Source organism: Catenuloplanes indicus, assembly GCF_030813715.1.
Classification (GTDB): Bacteria; Actinomycetota; Actinomycetes; order Mycobacteriales; family Micromonosporaceae; genus Catenuloplanes; species Catenuloplanes indicus.
The window spans coordinates 3,821,535-3,842,049 of record NZ_JAUSUZ010000001.1; the positions used below are offsets into that span (position 1 = coordinate 3,821,535).

The window sequence follows — 20,515 nt, forward strand, 5'->3', positions numbered from 1 at the left end:
CCGTGACCGGTCCGGGGGCCCTTTTCAGCGGTGCATCAGGAGAGCGGGGCGCCGCCCGGCTGCACGACGCCGTTCACCGTGAGGGTGTAGGGCGCGTACTGCTGGATCTGCTCGGTGGGCTCGTCGTAGGCGACGACCGCGACCACCTTCGGGAAGGCGGCGAGCAGCAGCGTGGAGAGCTGGCCGAGCTTCAGCGAGCTCTTCCCGTCGTACTCGAACTGCCAGGAGATGCCGAGCTTCTCGTCGATGCCGATCAGCTTGACGTTCCAGTTGTCGACCGGGGTCGGGGAGACCTCGGACGGCGAGTCGAACGGGTCGAGGCTGGAGCCGTCGCTGATCAGCGTGCCGCCGACCGCGATGTCGTCGACGAGCAGACCGCCCTCGTTGACGCCACCGTCGGACACGTACCGGATGCTGATCAGCACCGACTGGCCGGCGTAGGCCGACAGGTCGTAGCTGTGCGGCTGATAACCGTCGGTGGTGCCGTTCAGGCCGGGGCCGAGCGGGGCGTCGACCGTCCGGTCACCGGGGATGATCGTGTACGTCTGGCCGCCGTCCGTGGACACGGAGACGTACCCGTAGTCGTAGCCGGCCTCGGCGCCGTACTTGGCGTCGAAGGTCAGCGACGGCGACGCCGCCGGGACGGTCGCCTCGAACACGGCGGCCGCGTCGGTGTTGTTCTCGTTGCCGGAGAAGAGCACCGAGTCGCCGCCGTCGTTGACCAGGGTCCACTCCAGCGGCTGGGTGGGCAGCGTCGTCGCGCCGGTGAACTGCACCGAGCGCAGGTCCTTGCCCTTCAGCGCCTTGCCGTTGCGGTCCTGCAGCAGCACGTAGTCCGCGCCGTTGGGTGCGGCGCCGGGCGTGACGTTCGCGTTCGGGTTCGCCAGGTTGACCGTGGAGTTGAGGCTCTTGCTGGTCACCCGGTTCTTCGGGACGCCGAGCGAGACGCCCCACCGGCCACCGACGATCTTGTCCAGCAGCACCATCGACTGATAGTCGTGGATGAGCTGGTACAGATCCTTGACGCCGCGCTTCTTGACCTCCGCCGCCACGCTGGCCAGGCCCTGCAGCTCCGCGTCGCGGTGCAGCGCGGTGATGATCCCCAGCCCGTACCGGTCGTAGAGGAACTGCATGAACTCGTAGGCGTTGCCGTAGTCGGCGAGCACCGCCGCCGGGTTCGGGTTCTCACCCCACAGGTTGAGCGAGTTCTCCGGGCCGCCGCAGTCGCGCGGGTTGACGTTGTACTGCGTCTGCACGCTGCCGAAGCCCTGGAAGCAGGCCAGGTGCCCGTCGTAGCCGGGCTCGTAGACCGTCGCCGCCGTGTTCGAGTAGCCGACGAGGAACTGCGCGAAGTCGGCCAGGCCCTCGTCGAGCCAGGTGGTCTCGCCCGGGTCGGCGTAGTTCTCCGCGAGGTGCTGCCACTCGTGCGCGAACGTGCCCTCGTAGGAGCGCGGCCGGGCCGGGCGGCTGGTGCAGACGTCGTCGGTCGGCTCGTTCGGCGGGTTGGCACCGGTGCGGTGCGCCCAGTCGAACGCGTCGATCGTCATGACGTTGCGGTCGGTGAGGTCGTTGAACTGCGACGAGTGGAAGCCGGCGATATAGGTGGTGGCCACCGGGAAGTCGTAGAAGTTGTCGTCCCGGACGTTGTCCACCAGCGTCACGGTCTTGTCGCCGTCACCGGTGAACTCAAGGCCCTCGATCTGCGAGTTCGTCCCGTCCCGGTCCGGCGGCGTGCTGAACGCCGCGCTCTCCTTCGGGAACATGTTCGTGTCGAACTCGTTGACCAGGTCCGCGACCTGCGTATCGGTGATCGCGACCGGGTCGGTCGGGTTGCGGCAGTCGCCCTCGGGGAAGGAGCGGTCGTTGGCGACCCAGACCTCGATCTTGTCGCCCACACCGCGAAGTGTGTATTCCTTCAGGTACAGCCGGCCCTGGGCGTCGTCGAGGGCCGGCCAGGCGCGCACCGTGCCGACCGGTGGCGTCGCCGCGGCGGCGGTGGTCGCACTCCTCCTGGCCTGCGTCGAGACCTCGAAGTCGCGCGTGAAGCCCTTCGCCTTCTCCTGATCCAGCGTCCGCATGTCGTTCGCGTAGGGCTCGATCGTCCCGCCGGGCTCGGCCGAGGCCGGCAGCGCCGGAAGCAGGGCAACGAGCGGCAGTGCCGCTATGGCGGCCACCGCTCCTCGGACATGGCTGAGTGCCATGAAGCTCCCTTCGGAGGGGTTCTCGTCCGCCCGGCCAACCGTCCGCATCGATCTGAGCTTGGCAAATGCGTCGATCGCCGGGCCGGACGTGACGTTACGCCGAAGGCACGTCGCAGACCTCTCCCCGAAGGGCTTCAAGGGAAATCCCGGCTAACAGCATCCGAACGAAACCCCAAAAAGGGCAAACAACCCCACGGGTACGTGGTAGAGCGCGCGGAATTGCCGGAAAGAACCGATCAGGCCGGCGGGATGACACGCAGGTGCCCGCGGCGCCCGGTCTGCGGGCCGGGCTGCCCCGGCGCGGGCTTCTGCTCGTACTCCTCCGGCCGCGGCTGCACCGGCCGGGCCGCCTCGCGCACCGCCTCGGCCAGCGCGACCAGATCGTCCGTGGTCGGCGGCGGCGGCGTGAACTCGCCCTCGTGCCGGACCAGCTCCCAGCCGCGCGGCGCGGTCAGGCTGCGGGCATGCGGCTCGCACAGGTCGTACGTATGCGGCTCGGCGAACGCGGAGAGCGGGCCGACCACGGCCGTGGACTCCGTGTAGACATAGGTCAACGTCGCTACGGCCTGCCGGGGGCAGCCGTTCCGGGAGCAACGCCGTGGTGACCTCACGGCAGAACGTTATCTCCCTTACCCGGTCCGCGCCCACGCGCCCGACTGCGACACGCCGACCAGGCGATGATCACGATTCGGCGACACGCGGGAACGCGCGGTACCGGGCCGCGCCACGGGCCGCTCCGGCGGGACTACCCTGGGAGCCGTGACCGAGCGGACCAGCCCTGCCAGTGCAGGCCCGACCAGCGCCGCGGGCCCGACCAGCGCCGGGCCCGGCCGCCGGCCGCGCCGCGACCGCCACGGGCGCGGGCTGCGGGGGCGCCTGGTGCCCGCCACCGTGCCGCTGGCCCGCACCAAGGCGGAGATCTTCGACGACCTCGTACTGGACACGGTCGAAAGCCTGGAGCGGCGGTACGCGAAGGAGCTGGCCGGCGTCGAGTTCGCGGTCGAGGACGTGCCGCCGGACCTGAACGTCTACGACAGCGACGTGCTGGAGGACGGCGAGGTGCCGCTGGCCCGGCTGCTGCCCGGCCGCCCCGGCCGGCAGGAGGTGCCGCCGCGGATCGTCCTCTACCGCCGGCCGCTGGAGTTCCGCGCGATGGACCGCGACGACCTGGCCGACCTGGTACACGACGTGATCATCGAGCAGGTGGCGAACCTGCTCGGTGTCGACCCGGACGAGCTCTCCTCGTAAGAGCGCCCCCCGGCGGCCCGTCGGGCCGACACACCCGCGCGTCAGGCCGCGCGGCGCTTGAGCTTGCGACGCTCCCGCTCGGAGAGTCCACCCCAGATGCCGAACCGCTCGTCGTGGCCGAGCGCGTACTCCAGGCACTCGCCCTTGACCTCGCAGCGGCCACAGATCCGCTTCGCCTCCCGCGTCGATCCCCCCTTCTCGGGGAAGAACGCCTCCGGGTCGGTCTGCGAGCACAGTGCCCGCTCCTGCCACTCCGGCGCATCCCCGAGCAGGTCGGCCACTTCCACTTGGCCGTCCATCAACGTGCCCCCTTCGCCGCCGGTGCACCACCGGCTGATCCCCCACGCGGAAGCGTGTCCAGCTACGTACGTACCACAAGCCCTTGCACCATCTGACAATCTGTGTCCGATTCGCGGCAAGTATGGCCTTCCGTTCGTACAACCCCATCGAAATTACACGCGTGTTATGCGTGCGTCGTCAAGCCGAACCTGATAAATAGGGTCACTTTCCCGGAGCGCCACCGTGAGTGGTCTCGTAACCTGCCCTATCGATTCAGACCCGGCCGGGGTAACGCCCGATCGGCGTGGCGCGCTGGAAAAAGATCAGACGCGACCGTACGCAGTGGTCCGTTGACGCGCGGGGCGACCCGCCTTCGCCGCGATGTCGTGCAGCTGCGCCACGGTACGCGCGGAGCCGTGGTCGGAGCCGGCCATCCGGGAGATGGTCTCCTCCATCAGCGTGCCACCGAGGTCGTTGCAGCCGCCGTTGAGCATCGCGACCGTGCCCTCGTCGCCCAGCTTCACCCAGGAACACTGGATGTTGGAGATCCGGCCGTGCAGCAGGACGCGGGCCATCGCGTGCACCGCCCGGTTCTCCCGCCACGTCGGACCGGCCTTCGCGATGCCGGCCAGGTAGATCGGCGCGTTCGTGTGCACGAACGGCAGCGCGACGAACTCGGTGAAGCCGCCGGTGCGGTCCTGGATACCGGCCAGCACCCGGAAGTGCTGGAGCCACTGCCGCGGGTGGTCGACGTGTCCGTACATCATGGTGCTGCTGGACCGGATGCCCACCTCGTGCGCGGTGGTGACCACGTCGACCCAGGCGGACGCGGGCAGCTTGCCCTTGGTCAGCACCCAGCGCACGTCGTCGTCGAGGATCTCCGCGGCCGTACCCGGGATGGTGTCCAGGCCGGCCTCTTTCAGCTCGGTCAGCCACTCGCGCACGGAGACACCCGCCTTCGCGGCCGCGGTCACGATCTCCATCGGCGAGTACGCGTGCACGTGCATCCCCGGCACCCGGCGCTTGACCGCGCGCACGATGTCCGCGTACGCGCTGACCGGCATCTTCGGGTCGATGCCGCCCTGCATGCAGACCTCGACCGCGCCGAGCTTCCAGGCCTCCTCGGCTCGGTCCGCGACCTGCTCGAGGGACAGCCGGAACGCGTCCGCGTCCCGCTCGCGCTGGGCGAACGCGCAGAACCGGCAGCCCACGTAGCAGACGTTGGTGAAGTTGATGTTCCGGTTCACGATGTACGTGATGTCGTCGCCGACCGCGTCCCGGCGCAGGTCGTCCGCGATCCGGGCGAGCTCGTCCAGCGCGCTGCCGTCCGCGTTGAACAGCGCCATCGCCGCGTCCGTGTGCTCCTCGCGGAGCAGCGCGCCCGGGTCCTCGGCGGCCAGCTTCAGCCCGGCCAGCACGTCGGTCGGCAGCTTCTCCCGCGCCCCGGCCGAGGTGCGCGCGGCGTGCGCGGCCACGTCGTCCCAGTCGCCGTACACCTCGTCGAAGTCGCCGCGCCGGTCCTCGGTGCGGCCCTCCGTGTCGATCTCGGTGTGCAGATCGACCCGCCCGCCCGGGACGAACGCGTCCTCCGGCTCCTGCCACGGCCGGCCCTCCGGCCGCGCGGACTCGACCGCGAGACCGGTCGCCGGGTCGGACAACGCGGCCACGTGCCCGGCCACCCGCGGATCCGTCCACTGCTCGCCGCGCAGCACGTACTCCGGGTAGATCGTCAGCCGCTCGCGCAGCGTGAAGCCGGCCTCGGCGCTGCGCCGGGCCAGCTCGTCGATCTGCGGCCAGGGGCGCTCCGGGTTCACGTGGTCCGGCGTCACCGGGGAGACGCCGCCCCAGTCGTCGATGCCGGCCCGCAGCAGCAGCGCGAACTCGTCGTCGATCAGGTTCGGCGGGGCCTGGATGCGCATCGCCGGGCCGAACAGGATGCGGCCGACCGCGATCGTGGCGGCCAGCTCGTGCAGCTCCGCGTCCGGCATGCCGCGCATCGCGGTGTCCGGCTTCGCGCGGAAGTTCTGGATGATGACTTCCTGCACGTGGTGGTACTCACGCTGGGTGCGGCGGATCGCGAACAGCGAGTCGACCCGCTCCGCGCGCGTCTCGCCGATGCCGATCAGGATGCCGGTGGTGAACGGCACGCCGACCCGGCCCGCGTCGTCCAGCACGCGCAGCCGGACCGCCGGCTCCTTGTCCGGCGAGCCGTAGTGCGGGCCGCCCTTCTCCGACCACAGCCGGGTGGCCGTGGTCTCCAGCATCATGCCCATGCTCGGCGCGACCGGCTTGAGCCTGGTCAGGTCGGCCCAGGACATCACGCCCGGGTTCAGGTGCGGCAGCAGGCCGGTCTCCTCCAGCACCGCGATCGCGCAGGCCCGCACGTAGTCCAGGGTGGAGTCGTAGCCGCGCTCGTCCAGCCACTGCCGGGCCGCGTCCCACCGGTCCTCCGGCGCGTCGCCCAGGGTGAACAGTGCTTCCTTGCAGCCCTGGGCCGCGCCCTCCCGGGCGATCGCCAGCACCTCGTCGCGGTCCAGGAACGGCGCGGGGAGCTTGTGCGGCACGGTGGCGAACGTGCAGTAGTGACAGCGGTCCCGGCAGAGCCGGGTCAGCGGGATGAAGACCTTCTTCGAGAACGTCACCACGCCCGGGCGGCCGGCCTCACGCAGGCCCGCGTCGCGGATGCCACCGGCGATCGCCAGCAGCTCGTCGAGCTGCTCACCACGGGCGGCGAGCAGCGTGGTCGCCTCGTCCGCGTCGAGGGACTTGCCGTCGGCGGCGCGGCGCAGCGCGCGCCGGATGCTCGCCTCGGTCGGCTGCTCTTCCCCGAATGCTGTCTCGGCCATTCGATGAGCCTAGGCCGTGGATCACCCCTTACCGGAGGTCCACCCCCCGGTAATTGTGATCACACGGCCCGTGTTCGACTGAGCGGAATAAATGGGTCAGCGATTGTCCGCGTCTCGCGGCGGCTGCTCGGTCACGGCCGGCGGGTAACCCGCACCCTGCGGCTGGCCCGGGAACGGCTGCCCCGGCATGGGCTGCCCCGGCGTGGGCTGCCCCGGAGCGGACTGATGCGGAGCGGGCTGGTCCGAAGCAGGCTGGACCGGCGGCGCGGACTGCGGTGCGGGCGGGCCGGACTGCGGCGCCGCCGGGTAGTACTGCTGCTGCGGTGCCGGGGGTGCCGACTGCGGGTCCGGGTACTGCGGCACGGCCGGTGAACCGGCGGGCGGCGGCTGCACCGGGTATGCGGCGGTCTGGTCCGCCCCGAAGTTCTGCGGGTCGCCGTACGGCGCACCGTACTGCTGCTGCGGCGGGAACCCGTACTGCACGTGCTGACCCTGCTGCTGCGGCTGGCCGGGGTGCTGTGGCTGGCCTGGGTAGGGCTGGCCGGGGTACGGCTGACCCGGGTAGGGCTGGCCAGGGTACGGCCCCGGCTGCCCGTACATGCCCGGGACCGGCGGCGCCGGCTTCGGCCGCGGCGTGTAGTAGTGCGCCTGGAAGATCGTCCACACGCCGTACGCCACCAGGCCCAGGACCGCGGCCCAGGCCAGGCGTGCCAGCAACGCGGTGAAACCGTTCAGCACCGAGCCGGCCGCGAGGCTGACCACGCCGACCATCAGGCCGAAGAGCAGCCCGAAGAACGCGGACACCGCGAACTCCGCCAGCGCGACCGTGACGATCAGCTTCGCCCGCGACGCCGCAGGTGCGACGAACACCGCCAGCAGCACCGCGATCAGCGGGAAGCCGATGGTGACCAGGTTGATGAAGTCGCCGAACGACGCGGCGGCCCGGTCGGTGAACGCGCTCGCGCCGTAGCCGAACTGCACCGACAGGTTGAGGAACGCGATGAACAGGAAGACCGCGTTCGCGCCGAGCAGGACGAAGGCCGCGATCTCACGCAGCGGCTCGACCAGCTCGCGGACCGGCTTCTTACCGGCCGGCGCCGGGTGCTGTCCGGCTGCTGCCGGGTCGGGTTGGGTGGTCACGGCTCCCCCTGGGAAGTCATGTGCGTCGTTGTGTTCGGCGCGGTTGTCCCGCGCAGCCTAGCGTCCGCCCCGGACCGCCGCGACCGGCCTCCGGCGCGATGAGTAAGGATTGGGGGCATGCGCATCACGGTCTTGGCCGGCGGCATCGGCGGTGCCCGTTTCCTCCAGGGTGTGCGGGCGCACGCCCGTACCCTGCCGGAGAGCGACGTCACCGCGGTGGTGAACGTCGCGGACGACACGCGCATGCACGGTCTGCGGATCTCCCCGGACCTGGACAGCGTCATGTACACGCTGGGTGGCGCGCACGACGCCGAGCGCGGCTGGGGTCAGGCCGGCGAGACCTGGACGGTCAGCGGCGAGCTCAAGGCGTACGGCGCGGAGCCGACCTGGTTCGGCCTCGGCGACAAGGACATAGCCACCCATCTGGTACGCACCACCATGCTCGACGCCGGCTACCCGCTGTCCCAGGTCACCGAGGCGCTCTGCACCCGGTGGAACCCCGGCGTCCGGCTGATCCCGGCCACCGACGACCGCCTGGAGACCCACGTCGTGGTGGACCTGCCCGGCGAGGGCCGGCGCGCGATCCACTTCCAGGAGTGGTGGGTCCGGCACCGCGGCAACGTACCGACCAGCCGGTTCGTCTTCGTCGGCGCGGACGCGGCGAAGCCCGCACCCGGCGTGCTCGACGCGATCGCGGCCGCCGAGGTGATTCTGATCGCGCCCAGCAACCCGGTGGTGAGCATCGCACCGATCCTGGCCGTGCCCGGCTTGCGCGACGCGCTGCTCGCCGCGCCCGCACCGATCGTCGGCGTGTCCGGCATCATCGGCGGCTCCCCGGTGCGCGGCATGGCCGACAAGTGCCTGGCCACCATCGGAGTCGAGTGCACCGCGGCCGGTGTCGGCGGCCTCTACGGGGCGCGCTCCGACGGCGGGCTGCTGGACGGCTGGCTGGTCGACACCACCGACGACGGGATCACCGTCCCCGGCGTCCGGGTCGCGTCCGCGCCGCTCTGGATGACCGACGAGGACGCGACCGCCGCGATCGTGGCCGCCGCCCTCGCGCTGACCGAGTGAAACCCGCCACCACCGATGATCGTTTCCACGGCGTAGGGCTTGCACGGGAACAGCACGTCGCCGCGCAGCGATTCCGGTGATCCGGCGCCGCCGGTTTCCCGGCTTCTCCCGCCTCGCCGCAGCGACGTGCGAGCGGCTACACGTGAATCGGCACCGGCCGCGACGAACCGGCATCGGCGTGGTGAAGAGAAAGAGCGGAGAGAGTCCCGTGACCGACCTGATGGTCCTGCCCGTCGCCGGCATCGGCGAGATCCGGCCCGGCGACGACCTGGCCGCCGCGATCACCGAGGCCGCGCCGTGGCTGCAGGACGGCGACGTCCTGGTGGTCACCTCCAAGATCGTCTCGAAGTCCGAGGGCCGGCTGGTCACCGTGCCCGCCGCGGAGGGACCGGAGCGCGACGCCGCCAAGGCCGAGGTGCTGCGGGCCGAGACCGCCCGGGTGGTCGCCAGCCGCGGCCCGGCCCGGATCGTGCAGACCCACCACGGCTTCGTCATGGCGAACGCCGGCATCGACGCCTCCAACGTCGAGCCGGACCGCCTGGTGCTGCTCCCCGAAGACCCGGACGCCTCGGCCCGCGCACTGCGCACCGCGCTGCACGCGCTCACGTCCCGTACCGTCGCCGTGATCGTCTCCGACACCATGGGCCGCCCCTGGCGCAACGGCCTCACTGACGTCGCACTCGGCGTCGCCGGCCTCGACCCGATCGACGACCACCGCGGCCGCACCGACTCGTTCGGCAACGAACTCCACGTCACCCAGATCGCGGTCGCGGACGAGCTGGCCGCCGCCGCCGACCTGGTCAAGGGCAAGGCCGACGGCGTACCGGTGGCCGTGGTCCGCGGCTACCGTTTCCCGGTGCCGGACGGTGACGGCCCCGGCGCCCGCGTCATGGTCCGCGACGGCGCCACCGACATGTTCGCGCTCGGCACCACCGAGGCGCGCGCCGCCGGCCTGCGCGACGCCGCCGACCTGCCGCCCGCGCCGCTGTTCCACGCGCCCGCGCTCCCCGACGCGGAGGACACCGCCGCCGTCATCCGCGCCATCTCCCACGCGCTGCCCGCCGCCGCCCCCGGCACGCTCTTCACCCACGAGAAAAACCCCGCCACGGTACGCGAGACGCCGCCGCCTGGCGTCGAGATCCCGGCCGCCACCACCGACCTGATCATCTGCACCCCGCCGGCGGACTCCGTCCCCGCACTGATCCGCTTCGGCGCCGACGTCCACCGCCTGCGCGCCTCCCTCGCCGCCGAGGGCCTCGCCTCGGCCACCCTCACCGACGTCCCGCCCATCCTCCTGGCGGTCGGCCCGGCCTGATCGTGCTGGCACAATCAGGACCCGTGCTGCAGCACTACCGGCCGGATCTCGCTCGGCCGGGACGAGCGTTCGGCTGCGAGGCCGTCCACGCTGCCCGTGAACGTCGCCAATGGGCCTGATCCACGAGGGCACCCGGACCGGCGCCCCGGTTCGGGACCCCGTAGCCGGTCAGCAGTTGCCGAGGTTGCCGTCCCGGGTGACCGTGGCCGAGGTCAGCCGATCGCCCGGGACGCTCGGTACGGAATACGGTGTGCCGTCGTGCCCGGCGAGTTCCTCGGCGTACGTGTCGCTGACCAGGTAGAGGTGTAGCTCGAAGCGCTGTCCGGCGGACGTGGCATCACCGATCACGACCCGGTTCGCGCGCCAGCTGCGCCCGTCGGGCGCGAACCGCACCGGCTGCTCGTAGAAGTAGTCCAAGTGTCCTTCCACGCGTACGAAGATCACCGCGGTGCGCCCGGCCGCCGGGCGTTCCCCGGTGCCGGTGACGTCGGAGCAGTTCGGCACCGTCGTCGCGCTGGTGATCGCGAAAGTGACCGGCGGAGGTTCAGGCGTCGGTTGCGGTTCGGGCGGTGGTGCCGGGCCGGTCGTCGCCGGGCCGATCGTCGGCGGGCCGGTCGTCGCCGGCGCGAGCGTCGGGCTCGCAGTGGCGGCTGGGCCGGTGATGCTCGGGGTGGGGGCACCGGATGAGGCGATCGGCGTCGGCCTCATCGGTGGCTCCGCGCCGGTCGACTGGCTCGTCTGCGGCGAGCTTCGGTGCCCGACGATCGCGACATAGGCCGGTACCGCCGCGACGATCCCGACGATCGCCGTCACCAGCACGCCTACCGCCGTGATCCGTTCGGTAGCTCCCAGGGCCCTCCACCAGCGCCGCATCGGCATCCCTTTCCGGCCGCACGCGAGTCCTCAGTGCACACGGTGGGCCAAGCGACACGCCAGCGCCCGTCGCATACCCGACGGGCATGCGACCATCGGATCGCCTCACCGGTCACGCGGACGTGGTGGGGTGGGCGTCAGGCGGTCCAGCGCTGGCGGGTGGCTTCGGTGCGGTTACGGGCGCCGACAACCGGGCCTGCGGCCCAGCAAAATCAAGCCACACTCGCACGGGTACGCCGGGGGCGTGCTTGGCCGCGTTGGTGAGCGCTTCCCGGGCGATGCGCAGCAGCGAGACCTCCGCGCTGGGTTCGAGCGCCCGCGGCGTACCGGTGATAGCGGAGGTGCATGTGGCAATCAACAATAAGGGTGGACTTTGTAGTAATTTGATTAACTGCACTGAGTCAGTTCAGGACATGCTGCCAAAGGGATATACAATGCATGTTTGGTGGGGTGCCGGTGAGGGTGAGCACACCACACTGAAGGGACGTAGGTAGATAATTGTCGGTAAATGACATCAACATCCCACCACGGCCCGCTTGGTCTTACATTCCTTTCGTATGCGTTGGTGGCTTGAATTTCGGTATGCGGCATTCGGAGGTGATTGACGTGGTCGCTTCCGCTGGTGGCGCGACGACTGATGCGATTATCACCTCCAACGGTGGACCTTGGGCGCGATTTGCTGATGTCGGACTTTCTGCATATTATTCCGACTCGCGAATGCTTTCCGGCATTGCGGTTGATGCGATTTCCGGCCCACAGGTTCTGCACGATAGCCGCGAACTTGTCGGGCGTGCCCCTTCAGGTTATGGAGCCTGGATCGAAAATTACACTGAATTATATGATCTGCGCCTCAGGTATTCAGAGGAGGGTATTCCGTCTTCGCCAGATCTTGGCTTTTTGATGCGCGTTCAGCGTGCCGGTGACGTGGTCTTGACAAGGCCGGTGTTCGTCATTGAAGGTTGGCTGGACAGTCCATACGACAGTATTCCCCGGGTGGAGTGGAATACATTTTAGTGTCGCGCGCGTCCCAGGTAATTTGACGTACGGGACATTGAGGTTACCTCGGTAAGGGTTGGGACCGTTTCGGCATGCCACGGGCTGCCGGGTGGCGTAGTCGGCGGCATTGGCGCTCCGCCGATACTCGTGGCGGTGCAGTTCAGATAGGACGAAGGTCAGTATCAGGGCCGGGCAGCCGCCGACGACCTGGACGCCGCGATGCGGTGCATCCGACTGCTGGCGTACGCGATCCTCGACGGCACCCTGATCCCGATCGACCGGGTTGCCGACCAGAAGCCCTACTACTCCGGCAAACACAAGCGTCACGGGGCGAACGTGATGACCTTCGCGGACAAGGGCTACCAGGGCGCCGGTGGCACCGTCCGGACGCCGTTCAAACGGCGCCACATGCGCTCTTAATACAGCAGTCGACCAAGATCCGATGCCCTCACAGGAGCCTCGCTCAGGCTGTTCCACCCCTCCGCGATCTCATCGTCCATCCGCAGTTTTGATCACCTCACTGTCCCGATCCGCCGGCACGGTGAGCAGGAACGCTATCGGTGGCGGCGACGGCCTCGACTCCGGCCGTCAGGCACTGCTCGGTCCGTTATGCGAAATGGCTCACTGAGTACCCCGCCGTGATGGGAGGTGGCGTCAGATCTGGCTGAGATCGACCTCGATGGGGAAGGGCGCGGTCAGCTTCACCGTGCCGGTGAAGACCTCGCCGTCGCGGTAGCGGCCGGCTGCCGGGTCGAGGACGTATGTGTAGACGATGGGTACGCCGGTGGCGGCCTGCTCGACACGCCAGTAGAACTGGATCCCCACTCGCGCATACTGCTCGGCCTTGACGATGCGGTCGGTCGTCTCCGATCCGGGTGAGACCACCTCGACCACGAGAAGCACGTGCTCGGGTCGGGTCGGGGCGACGTCGATGGTGTCCGCCCGGTACACCGTGACATCGGGGCGACGGTTGTTCAGCGGGACGTCATGGAGGCGCACGTCGAAGTCGGTGTCCGCGTTCCAGTCGGGCCCCGCCGCGGCGTCCAGGGAATTCGCCAGCAGCCGGGCCAGACGATTGTGCCGCTTGGATGCGCTCGGACTCACGAGAATCATCCCATCCACGATCTCGATGCCCGCGCATTGCTCAGGTGTCCATGTCGCGTACTGCTCGGCTGTGACCAGCTCGTGCATCCAGTCCGGCGCGACCATCTCGACAGTCATACCCACCTCCTGGAGCGTCCTTGGCTACCGGACTCACGATACCGACGAGCCGCCTAGCCCGGGGGTCCTGGTGCGGTTGGCCGGGCCGCTCGGGGGCTGGGACCAGGGTGACTCTGGGCGGCGCGCGGTCGGCACCTGCGGGTCGTCGGGGGCGGGGCCCTCGGGGGCGGTCGGTGCGGGGCGGCCGGGCGCCGGCCGGCGCGCGGGGTCCCCCGGCTGCGGCTGCGGGACCGGTTGCGGCGTCGGCTGCGGAGGGGCGGGCGGCGTGGCGCTGCCCTTCGCCCGCTTCGTCGCGGGGCTCTCCACGACCGGCCCCGGCACGGACACGCTGGCCAGCGTCAGCGGCGCGGCCGGCTTCGGCGGCGCGGCGACCACCGGAGGTGCCGTCGGCGCGGCCGGGGCCGGCGGCGCTGAGGACACGGCCTGCCCGGGGTGCGTGGGAAGCGCGGCGGGAGCCGGATCGACCGGCCGACCGGCCGGCGACACTGGCCGCAGCTCCTGGGTGACATCGTCGGACTCGGACACATCGGAAGCGCTGGACGCCTCGGAGGCCCCGGATCCGGCGAAGGTCTCGGACGTCGCGGCCGCGTCGCCGGTCTCGTCAGTGTCGGGAGCCTCAGCGGCAGGTGCGGCCGCCGCGACCGGCCACCGGCGCCAGCGCTGGATGCTGAACGGCGCCACCAGCAGCAGCACCCCAAGAACGGCCAGCGTCCCGTTGTTCAGCGGCACGTGCAGCGGGACCGGACGGTCCAGGATCACCCAGTCGTTCGGCAGGACGTCGCGGACCGCCAGCGGGTCGATGAACGTGGCCACGTACCCCGAGATCAGCAGCAGTCCGGCGACCAGCGGGCCCACGGGCGAGATGCGCAGCGTGGCGACGATGCCGAGCAGGACGCCGGCGACGAGCAGGAACGCGGCCGGTTCGATCAGGTCGTGGGTGTCCCACCCGCGACCGGCGGCCACCCAGCCGGCGATCAGCTCGGAGGAGGAGGCCTGGCCGGTGGCGAGCAGGAGCCACGTCAGTGGTGCCGCCACCAACCCGGCTATCAGACTCCAGATGTGTCGCATAGCGCGCACCGTACCGTTTTCCGGCTTTCCGGTCATCTCTGGGACGCACCGCGAAAGTCCACTTACTCCTTAACGCTTATTAGGGCACCATCATGACATGGGCACACCGCTGTGGTCACCACCTGACGACGTCCGCGACACCAGCCGGGTCGGCGCCTATCTGGCCTGGCTGGAACGGGAACGCGGGCTGCGCTTCGCGGACTATCGCGCGCTCTGGGAATGGTCGGTCGCCGATCTCCCGGCGTTCTGGTCGTCGATCTGGGAGCACTTCGGCGTGCACGCCTACGACCCGCCGCGGCAGGTGCTGGCCGATCCGGCGATGCCGGGCGCACGCTGGTTCCCGGGCGCGACGCTCAACTACGCCGAGCACGTTCTGCGGAAAGGCACCGGGGAAGGCCCGGTGGTGCTGGCCCGAAGCCAGACCAGGGCGCCCCAGGATCTGACCGCCGAGGACCTGAAAGACCAGGTCGCGAGGGTACGGGCGGGTCTGCGCGCCCGAGGCGTCCGGCGCGGTGACCGGGTGGTGGCGTACGCGCCGAACATCCCGGAGACGCTGGTCCTGCTGCTGGCCACGGCCAGCCTGGGCGCGATCTTCTCGTCCTGCGCCCCGGAGTTCGGCGTCCGCAGCGTGATCGACCGCTGGCGGCAGATCGCGCCGAAGCTGCTGGTGGCGGTGGACGGCTACCGGTACGGCGAGAAGGCGATCGACCGGCGTGCCGAGGTCGCGGAGATCCGGGCCGCGCTGCCGTCGCTCACCCACGCCGTAATGATCACCTATCTGGGTGACGACGAGGGGGACGCGGAGCCGTGGGCGGAGCTGGCCGCGCCGACCGCCGAGCCGCTGCGCTTCGAGCCGGTGCCGTTCGACCATCCGCTGTACGTGCTCTACTCGTCCGGCACGACCGGGCTGCCGAAGCCGATCGTGCACGGGCACGGCGGCATCCTGCTGGAGCACCTGAAGATGCTGGCGCTGCACCACGACCTGGGCCCGGGCGACCGGTTCCTGTGGTTCACCACCACCGGCTGGATGATGTGGAACTTCCTGGTCTCCGGCCCGGCCGTGGGCGCGTCGATCGTGCTGTTCGACGGCAACCCGGCGCATCCGGACCTGGGCGCGATGTGGCGGCTGGCCGCGGAGACCGGAACGACCTATTTCGGCACGTCCGCGCCGTTCCTGATGGCCTGCCGGAAGGCTGGCGTGCGGCCACCGGAGCTGCCCGGACTCCGCGGCATCGGCTCGACCGGCGCGCCGCTGCCGGCCGAGGGCTTCGACTGGGTCTACGACGCGGTCGGCCGGGACGTGCGGCTGGACTCGCTCTCCGGCGGTACGGACGTGTGCACCGGGTTCGTGGGTGGCTCGCCGCTGCTGCCGGTGCACGCCGGCCGGATCGCCTGCCGGGCGCTCGGCGCGCGGGTGGAGGCGTTCGACCCGGCCGGCAAGCCGGTGCTGGACCAGCTCGGCGAGTTGGTGATCACGGCGCCGATGCCGAGCATGCCGGTCGGGTTCTGGGGCGACGAGGACGGGAGCAGGTACCGGGAGGCGTACTTCGACGTGTTCCCGGGCGTGTGGCGGCACGGCGACTGGATCACGATCGGCGAGGACGGCTCCTGCGTGATCACCGGCCGGTCCGACGCCACGCTGAACCGGGGCGGCGTGCGGCTCGGCACCGCGGAGTTCTACTCGGTGGTGGAGGGCCTGGACGAGGTCGCGGACTCACTGGTCGTGCACCTGGAGGAGAGCGACGAGTTGCTGCTCTTCGTCGTACCGTCGGCGGGTTTTGATCTTGATCTGGACGCACTGCGGCATGCGCTGCGCACCGGGTTGTCGCCGCGGCACGTGCCGGACGAGATCCATCCGGTCGGCGCGGTGCCCCGGACGCTGTCCGGGAAGAAGCTGGAGGTGCCGGTGAAGCGCATCCTCGGCGGGACACCGGCCGGGGCGGCGGCCGCGAAGGGCGCACTGGCGAACCCGGAGTCGCTGACCGCGTTCGAGCAACTCGCCGCACGGCGTCACGCGACGCAGTGATGTGCACATCCTGCGAATTCGGTGCTGGGCGTTGAACCGGACCAGGTCACGGCGTTGCAATCGGTCAAAATCTTCAGAGCAGGACCATCAAGGTGTACGGAGTGTGACCGCTCTTGCTCACGGCGATGAGGGTGAGCGGAAGATCCGACAATGCCGTGTGATCGGTGGATGGAAAGACCCCTTACCGTCGCGTCGTGGACATCGCCGCAGAACCGGATCGGCGTAGGCTTGCTCCGGTCGCCGTGCCCCCGCGCCGCATGTTTTCGCACCCGGATCGATATTCACTGACAGATCGAGGAGTCGCCCTGTGACCGCCGGTCAACCGCCCCGAGTTCTCGTCGACGCCACCAGCGTCCCCGCCGACCGCGGTGGGGTCGGCAGATATGTCGACGGCCTGCTCGGCGCGCTCGGCGGCATGGTCGGCAGCGCGGTCGACCTGGCCGTGGTCGCGCTGCGGACGGACACCGAGCGATACGCGCGCATGCTGCCCGGCGCCGAGATCATCGCCGCACCGGCCGCGGTCGCGCACCGCCCGGCCCGGCTCGCCTGGGAGCAGACCGGCCTGCCGATGCTGGCCCAGCAGGTCGGCGCGCGGGTGTTGCACTCGCCGTTCTACACCTGCCCGCTGCGCGCGATGTGCCCGGTGACCGTGACCGTCCACGACGCCACGTTCTTCACCGAGCCGGAGCACTACGACAAGTCCAAGCGCACGTTCTTCCGCAGCGCGATCAAGACGTCGCTGCGCCGGGCCAACCGGGTGATCGTGCCCAGCAAGGCCACCCGCGACGAGCTGATCCGGCTGCTGGATGCGGACCCGACCATGATCGACGTGGCGTACCACGGCGTCGACCACACCGCGTTCCACGCGCCCACCGACGAGGAGAAGGCGCGCGTCCGGGCCCGGCTCGGCCTCGGCGGCATGCAGTACGTCGCGTTCCTCGGCGCCAAGGAGCCGCGGAAGAACGTGCCGAACCTGATCCGCGGCTGGGCGCGCGCGGTCGCCGAGCGGGACGATCCGCCGGCGCTGGTCATCGCGGGTGGTCAGGGGCACGACGACGACATCGACCGGGCCGTGTCCGAGGTCCCGCCGCACCTGCGCCTGCTGCGCCCGGGTTACCTGCGCTACGCGGACCTGCCCGGCTTCCTCGGCGGCGCGCTCGTCGCGGCGTACCCGTCGTACGGTGAGGGTTTCGGTCTGCCGATCCTGGAGGCGATGGCGTGCGCCGCCCCGGTGCTCACCACGCCGCGGCTGTCGCTGCCGGAGGTCGGTGGCGACGCGGTGGCCTACACGTCCGAGGCGCCCAACCAGATCGCGGCCGACCTGGGTGCGCTGCTGGACGACGAGGCACGCCGGCGGTCGCTGGCGAAGGCCGGCTTCGACCGCGCGAAGGAGTTCACCTGGGAGTCCAGCGCGGACGTGCACGTCGCCGCGTGGACGCGCGCGGCGGCCTGACCCGGAGTAACCGGCAATGCCCGTTTAAGTAATCGGTGCGTAACTGATCGTTACCATCTGTATATGTGTGGCACGCTTGAGCACTCATCTTGACCGGGCATGATGGCGCCCATGTTCTACACCGTCATCCCGGCGGGCGGAAGCGGCACGCGTCTGTGGCCGCTGTCCCGTGCCGGTCACCCCAAGTTCCTGCACCCGCTGACCGGCACCGACGAGTCGTTGCTGCAGGCCACCGTGGCTCGCCTGGCGCCGCTGGCCCCGGCGGAGCGGACGCTCGTGGTGACCGGCGTGTCGCACGCCGCCGCGGTGGCCCGGCAGCTGTCCGGCCTGCCCGAGGGCAACATCCTGGTCGAGCCGTCGCCGCGTGACTCGTGCGCCGCGATCGCGCTGGCCGCGGCCGTGATCGCGCGCCGCGAGCCGGAAGCCGTGATGGGCTCGTTCGCGGCCGACCACCTGATCGCGGACGGCGCCGCGTACGTCGAGGTGCTCAAGGACGCGATCAAGGGTGCCGAGTCCGGCCTGCTGATGACGGTCGGCATCAACCCCACCCACCCCGAGACCGGGTACGGCTACCTGGAGTGCGGTGACGCGATCGACGGCGGCCCGCTGCTGCGCGTCGCGGAGTTCAAGGAGAAGCCGTCCTTCGAGGTCGCCGAGTCGTACGTGACGTCCGGCCGCTACCGGTGGAACGCCGGCATGTTCGTCTGGCGCGTCGACGTCTTCCTCGCCGAGCTGGGCCGCCAGCAGCCGCAGCTCGCGGCCGGCATCTCGCGCATCGCGGCCGCGTGGGACAGCCCGGAGCAGGAGGACGTGCTCGGCGAGGTGTGGCCGACGCTGCCGAAGATCTCCGTCGACTACGCGGTGATGGAGGGCGCGGCCGCGGCCGGCCAGGTCGCCACCGTCTCCGGCGACTTCGGCTGGAACGACGTCGGCGACTTCCACACGCTCGGCGAGGTGCTCAGCACGGACGAGTCCGGCAACATGGTGCTCGGCGGCGACACGTCCGGTGACAAGCCGAAGGTGCTGATCCGCGACGCCAGCAACCTGGTCGTGGTGCCGCACTCCGGCCGCCTCGTCGCCGCGCTCGGCGTCCGCGACCTGATCGTGGTGGACACCGAGGACGCGGTGCTGGTCTGCCCGCGCGACCGCGCGCAGGACGTCAAGCAGCTCGTCGACGAGCTCAAGCAGCGCGGCGAGCACGCGCTCGTCTGAGTCTCAAGTCAGGGCCGGCGCTTCGATTGAGGTTCCGGCCCTGGTCACGACCTCCTACTCTGTGTCGGTGGACCACCTGACATCCGTCGAGCTCGCCGTCGCGGGCAACGAGGCCAGTGACCTGCTACCCGTACACTCGAAGGCTCTGCTGGCCGCGCACGGTGCCCGGCACGGTTTCTGGACCGTGCTGGACGAGGGCCCGGTCGAGGAGTGCCTGGCGCTGCTGCTGGAGAAGGACGACCACCCCGGCCACTGGTTCGCCCATCACCTGAGCGTGCTGCCCGGCCGGGAGGCGGGCCGCACCGAGGACGGCGAGGCGCTGGCCTACAAGGACGGCTGGGTCTACGCGATCGGCTCGCACTTCGGCTCGAAGGCCGGCCCGCTGCGCCCGCGGCGCGCGTTCTTCTCCCGGTTCCGCGAGGCGGACGCGGCGCGCGGCCCGGTGCCGATCCAGATCGTCCGCAATCAGTTCCGGCTGCACCGGGCGTTCAACGACGCGCTGCGTGCCCACGGCATCGACACGCTGCCGCCCGGCGAGCGCTCCCAGGCCCGGTTCATCGTGGAGACCACGCAGCGCGGCACCGCCCGCGGCAAGCGGTGGACCCGGCGGTTGGCCCCGGGCGACCACCCGGTGAACGTCGAGGCCGCCGCGTTCACCCCGGCCGGCACGCTGCTGCTCGGGCTGCGCTTCCCGGTCACCACCGCCGGTGAGCCGATCCTGCTGGAGATCGACGGCGTCGAGGCGATGTTCGACGACGACGCGCGCACCTGGCCCGAGGTGGCCGGCGTGCACGTGCTCACCGGCGTCACGCCGCCGGGCACGCTGACCGGCTTCCGGGCGATCACCGCGCGCCCGGACGGCAGCTTCGACGCGGTGATCGGCTCGATCGACGCGCTGAACAAGGGCTCGATCCTGATCGACGACCACCCGCACGGCGGCGGCGTGGAGTGCCGGCACGTGCGGTTCTCGCTGCCTCATTGTCATGGTGAGGTCGTCGCCGAGCTCGCGCCGTTCCGGAACGTGGAGGGCCTGGCCGAGATCGACGGGCATCCGTACTACGTGACGGATGAAGACCACCGGATCGCGCTCTGGTTCGCCTGAGGCTGTGGCATCATCGCGCAGTGAGCACTCCGCACCTGCGCGATCTCAAGCTGCTGCGCCGCGTCCGCGACCGGATGGACCGCGAGTTCGCGCAGCCGCTGAACGTGGAGGCGCTGGCCCGGGACGTGCACATGTCCGCCGGGCACCTCAGCCGGCAGTTCAAGCTCGCGTACGGTGAGTCGCCGTACTCGTACCTGATGACCCGGCGGATCGAGCGTGCGATGGCGCTGCTGCGGCGCGGCGACCTGAGCGTCACCGACGTCTGCTTCGCGGTCGGCTGCGCCTCGCTGGGCACGTTCACCACCCGGTTCACCGAGCTGGTCGGCGTGTCACCGGGCGTCTACCGGCGGTCTGTCGCCGCCGCTGAGTTGCCGTCGTGCGTGGCGAAGGCGGTCACCCGGCCGGTCCGGAATGCCGTCAGGAATGGAGAAGTCCAGGTCACCGCGGCACGCCTAGGGTGA

General features: G+C 70.5%; 18 protein-coding genes and 1 pseudogene. 11 read left to right on the forward strand and 8 right to left on the reverse strand.

Going from position 1 to position 20,515, the window contains the following annotated elements:
- Positions 1 to 35: 35 nt before the first annotated feature.
- Positions 36 to 2,174, reverse strand: coding sequence for an immune inhibitor A domain-containing protein (locus tag J2S42_RS17160; protein ID WP_307240368.1), 2,139 nt, complete (start codon positions 2,172 to 2,174; stop codon positions 36 to 38).
- Between the two features lie 263 nt (positions 2,175 to 2,437).
- Positions 2,438 to 2,812 (reverse strand): DUF3499 domain-containing protein, encoded by a 375-nt coding sequence (locus J2S42_RS17165; RefSeq protein ID WP_307240370.1) that lies wholly within the window; start codon positions 2,810 to 2,812, stop codon positions 2,438 to 2,440.
- A gap of 268 nt (positions 2,813 to 3,080) precedes the next feature.
- Between J2S42_RS17165 and J2S42_RS17170 the strand changes: the two genes are divergently transcribed.
- Positions 3,081 to 3,449: a metallopeptidase family protein gene (locus J2S42_RS17170; protein ID WP_307248804.1), complete on the forward strand. Its 369-nt coding sequence runs from the start codon at positions 3,081 to 3,083 to the stop codon at positions 3,447 to 3,449.
- A 41-nt stretch (positions 3,450 to 3,490) separates the two neighbouring features.
- Here the strand turns inward: J2S42_RS17170 and J2S42_RS17175 are convergent, their stop codons facing one another.
- From J2S42_RS17175 to J2S42_RS17185, 3 genes are all read right to left on the reverse strand, one after another.
- Complete coding sequence (locus J2S42_RS17175) at positions 3,491 to 3,748, reverse strand: WhiB family transcriptional regulator (protein WP_033339648.1); 258 nt, start codon at positions 3,746 to 3,748, stop codon at positions 3,491 to 3,493.
- 303 nt (positions 3,749 to 4,051) lie between these two features.
- On the reverse strand, positions 4,052 to 6,574 hold the full coding sequence (locus J2S42_RS17180; RefSeq protein WP_307240372.1) for a bifunctional FO biosynthesis protein CofGH: 2,523 nt from the start codon (positions 6,572 to 6,574) through the stop codon (positions 4,052 to 4,054).
- Between the two features lie 96 nt (positions 6,575 to 6,670).
- Complete coding sequence (locus tag J2S42_RS17185) at positions 6,671 to 7,714, reverse strand: hypothetical protein (RefSeq protein WP_307240373.1); 1,044 nt, start codon at positions 7,712 to 7,714, stop codon at positions 6,671 to 6,673.
- Positions 7,715 to 7,831: 117 nt separating this feature from the next.
- Between J2S42_RS17185 and cofD the strand changes: the two genes are divergently transcribed.
- Together cofD and J2S42_RS17195 are read left to right on the forward strand one after the other, a co-directional pair.
- On the forward strand, positions 7,832 to 8,788 hold the full coding sequence (cofD, locus tag J2S42_RS17190) for a 2-phospho-L-lactate transferase (protein WP_307240375.1): 957 nt from the start codon (positions 7,832 to 7,834) through the stop codon (positions 8,786 to 8,788).
- A gap of 220 nt (positions 8,789 to 9,008) precedes the next feature.
- Entirely contained in the window at positions 9,009 to 10,103 is a 1,095-nt protein-coding gene (locus tag J2S42_RS17195; RefSeq protein ID WP_370879399.1) for a coenzyme F420-0:L-glutamate ligase, read from the forward strand.
- A 168-nt stretch (positions 10,104 to 10,271) separates the two neighbouring features.
- Here the strand turns inward: J2S42_RS17195 and J2S42_RS17200 are convergent, their stop codons facing one another.
- A complete protein-coding gene (locus tag J2S42_RS17200) occupies positions 10,272 to 10,532 on the reverse strand; it encodes a hypothetical protein (RefSeq protein ID WP_307240379.1) in 261 nt (86 codons plus the stop codon).
- 52 nt (positions 10,533 to 10,584) lie between these two features.
- Between J2S42_RS17200 and J2S42_RS17205 the strand changes: the two genes are divergently transcribed.
- From J2S42_RS17205 to J2S42_RS17215, 3 genes and pseudogenes are all read left to right on the forward strand, one after another.
- Positions 10,585 to 10,878: a hypothetical protein gene (locus J2S42_RS17205; protein ID WP_307240381.1), complete on the forward strand. Its 294-nt coding sequence runs from the start codon at positions 10,585 to 10,587 to the stop codon at positions 10,876 to 10,878.
- A 695-nt stretch (positions 10,879 to 11,573) separates the two neighbouring features.
- Entirely contained in the window at positions 11,574 to 11,990 is a 417-nt protein-coding gene (locus tag J2S42_RS17210; RefSeq protein ID WP_307240383.1) for a hypothetical protein, read from the forward strand.
- A 174-nt stretch (positions 11,991 to 12,164) separates the two neighbouring features.
- Positions 12,165 to 12,386: pseudogene (locus tag J2S42_RS17215) on the forward strand (IS5/IS1182 family transposase); the annotation flags it as partial.
- 240 nt (positions 12,387 to 12,626) lie between these two features.
- Here the strand turns inward: J2S42_RS17215 and J2S42_RS17220 are convergent.
- A complete protein-coding gene (locus tag J2S42_RS17220) occupies positions 12,627 to 13,193 on the reverse strand; it encodes a Uma2 family endonuclease (protein WP_307240385.1) in 567 nt (188 codons plus the stop codon).
- Positions 13,194 to 13,226: 33 nt separating this feature from the next.
- On the reverse strand, positions 13,227 to 14,261 hold the full coding sequence (locus tag J2S42_RS17225; protein ID WP_307240387.1) for a hypothetical protein: 1,035 nt from the start codon (positions 14,259 to 14,261) through the stop codon (positions 13,227 to 13,229).
- A 97-nt stretch (positions 14,262 to 14,358) separates the two neighbouring features.
- Here J2S42_RS17225 and J2S42_RS17230 point away from each other — a divergent pair, with 97 nt between their 5' ends.
- The 5 genes from J2S42_RS17230 (at position 14,359) to J2S42_RS17250 (ending at position 20,515) form a co-directional block, all read left to right on the forward strand.
- The gene (locus J2S42_RS17230) at positions 14,359 to 16,287 is read left to right on the forward strand and encodes an acetoacetate--CoA ligase (RefSeq protein ID WP_307240389.1); all 1,929 of its coding nucleotides are present in this window, start codon (positions 14,359 to 14,361) and stop codon (positions 16,285 to 16,287) included.
- Positions 16,288 to 16,594: 307 nt separating this feature from the next.
- Positions 16,595 to 17,740, forward strand: a complete 1,146-nt coding sequence (locus tag J2S42_RS17235; protein WP_307240391.1) for a glycosyltransferase family 4 protein — start codon at positions 16,595 to 16,597, stop codon at positions 17,738 to 17,740.
- Positions 17,741 to 17,851: 111 nt separating this feature from the next.
- Positions 17,852 to 18,952 (forward strand): mannose-1-phosphate guanylyltransferase, encoded by a 1,101-nt coding sequence (locus J2S42_RS17240; RefSeq protein WP_307240393.1) that lies wholly within the window; start codon positions 17,852 to 17,854, stop codon positions 18,950 to 18,952.
- Positions 18,953 to 19,028: 76 nt separating this feature from the next.
- Positions 19,029 to 20,054: a hypothetical protein gene (locus tag J2S42_RS17245; protein WP_307248807.1), complete on the forward strand. Its 1,026-nt coding sequence runs from the start codon at positions 19,029 to 19,031 to the stop codon at positions 20,052 to 20,054.
- 74 nt (positions 20,055 to 20,128) lie between these two features.
- Positions 20,129 to 20,515, forward strand: a complete 387-nt coding sequence (locus J2S42_RS17250) for a helix-turn-helix transcriptional regulator (RefSeq protein ID WP_307248809.1) — start codon at positions 20,129 to 20,131, stop codon at positions 20,513 to 20,515.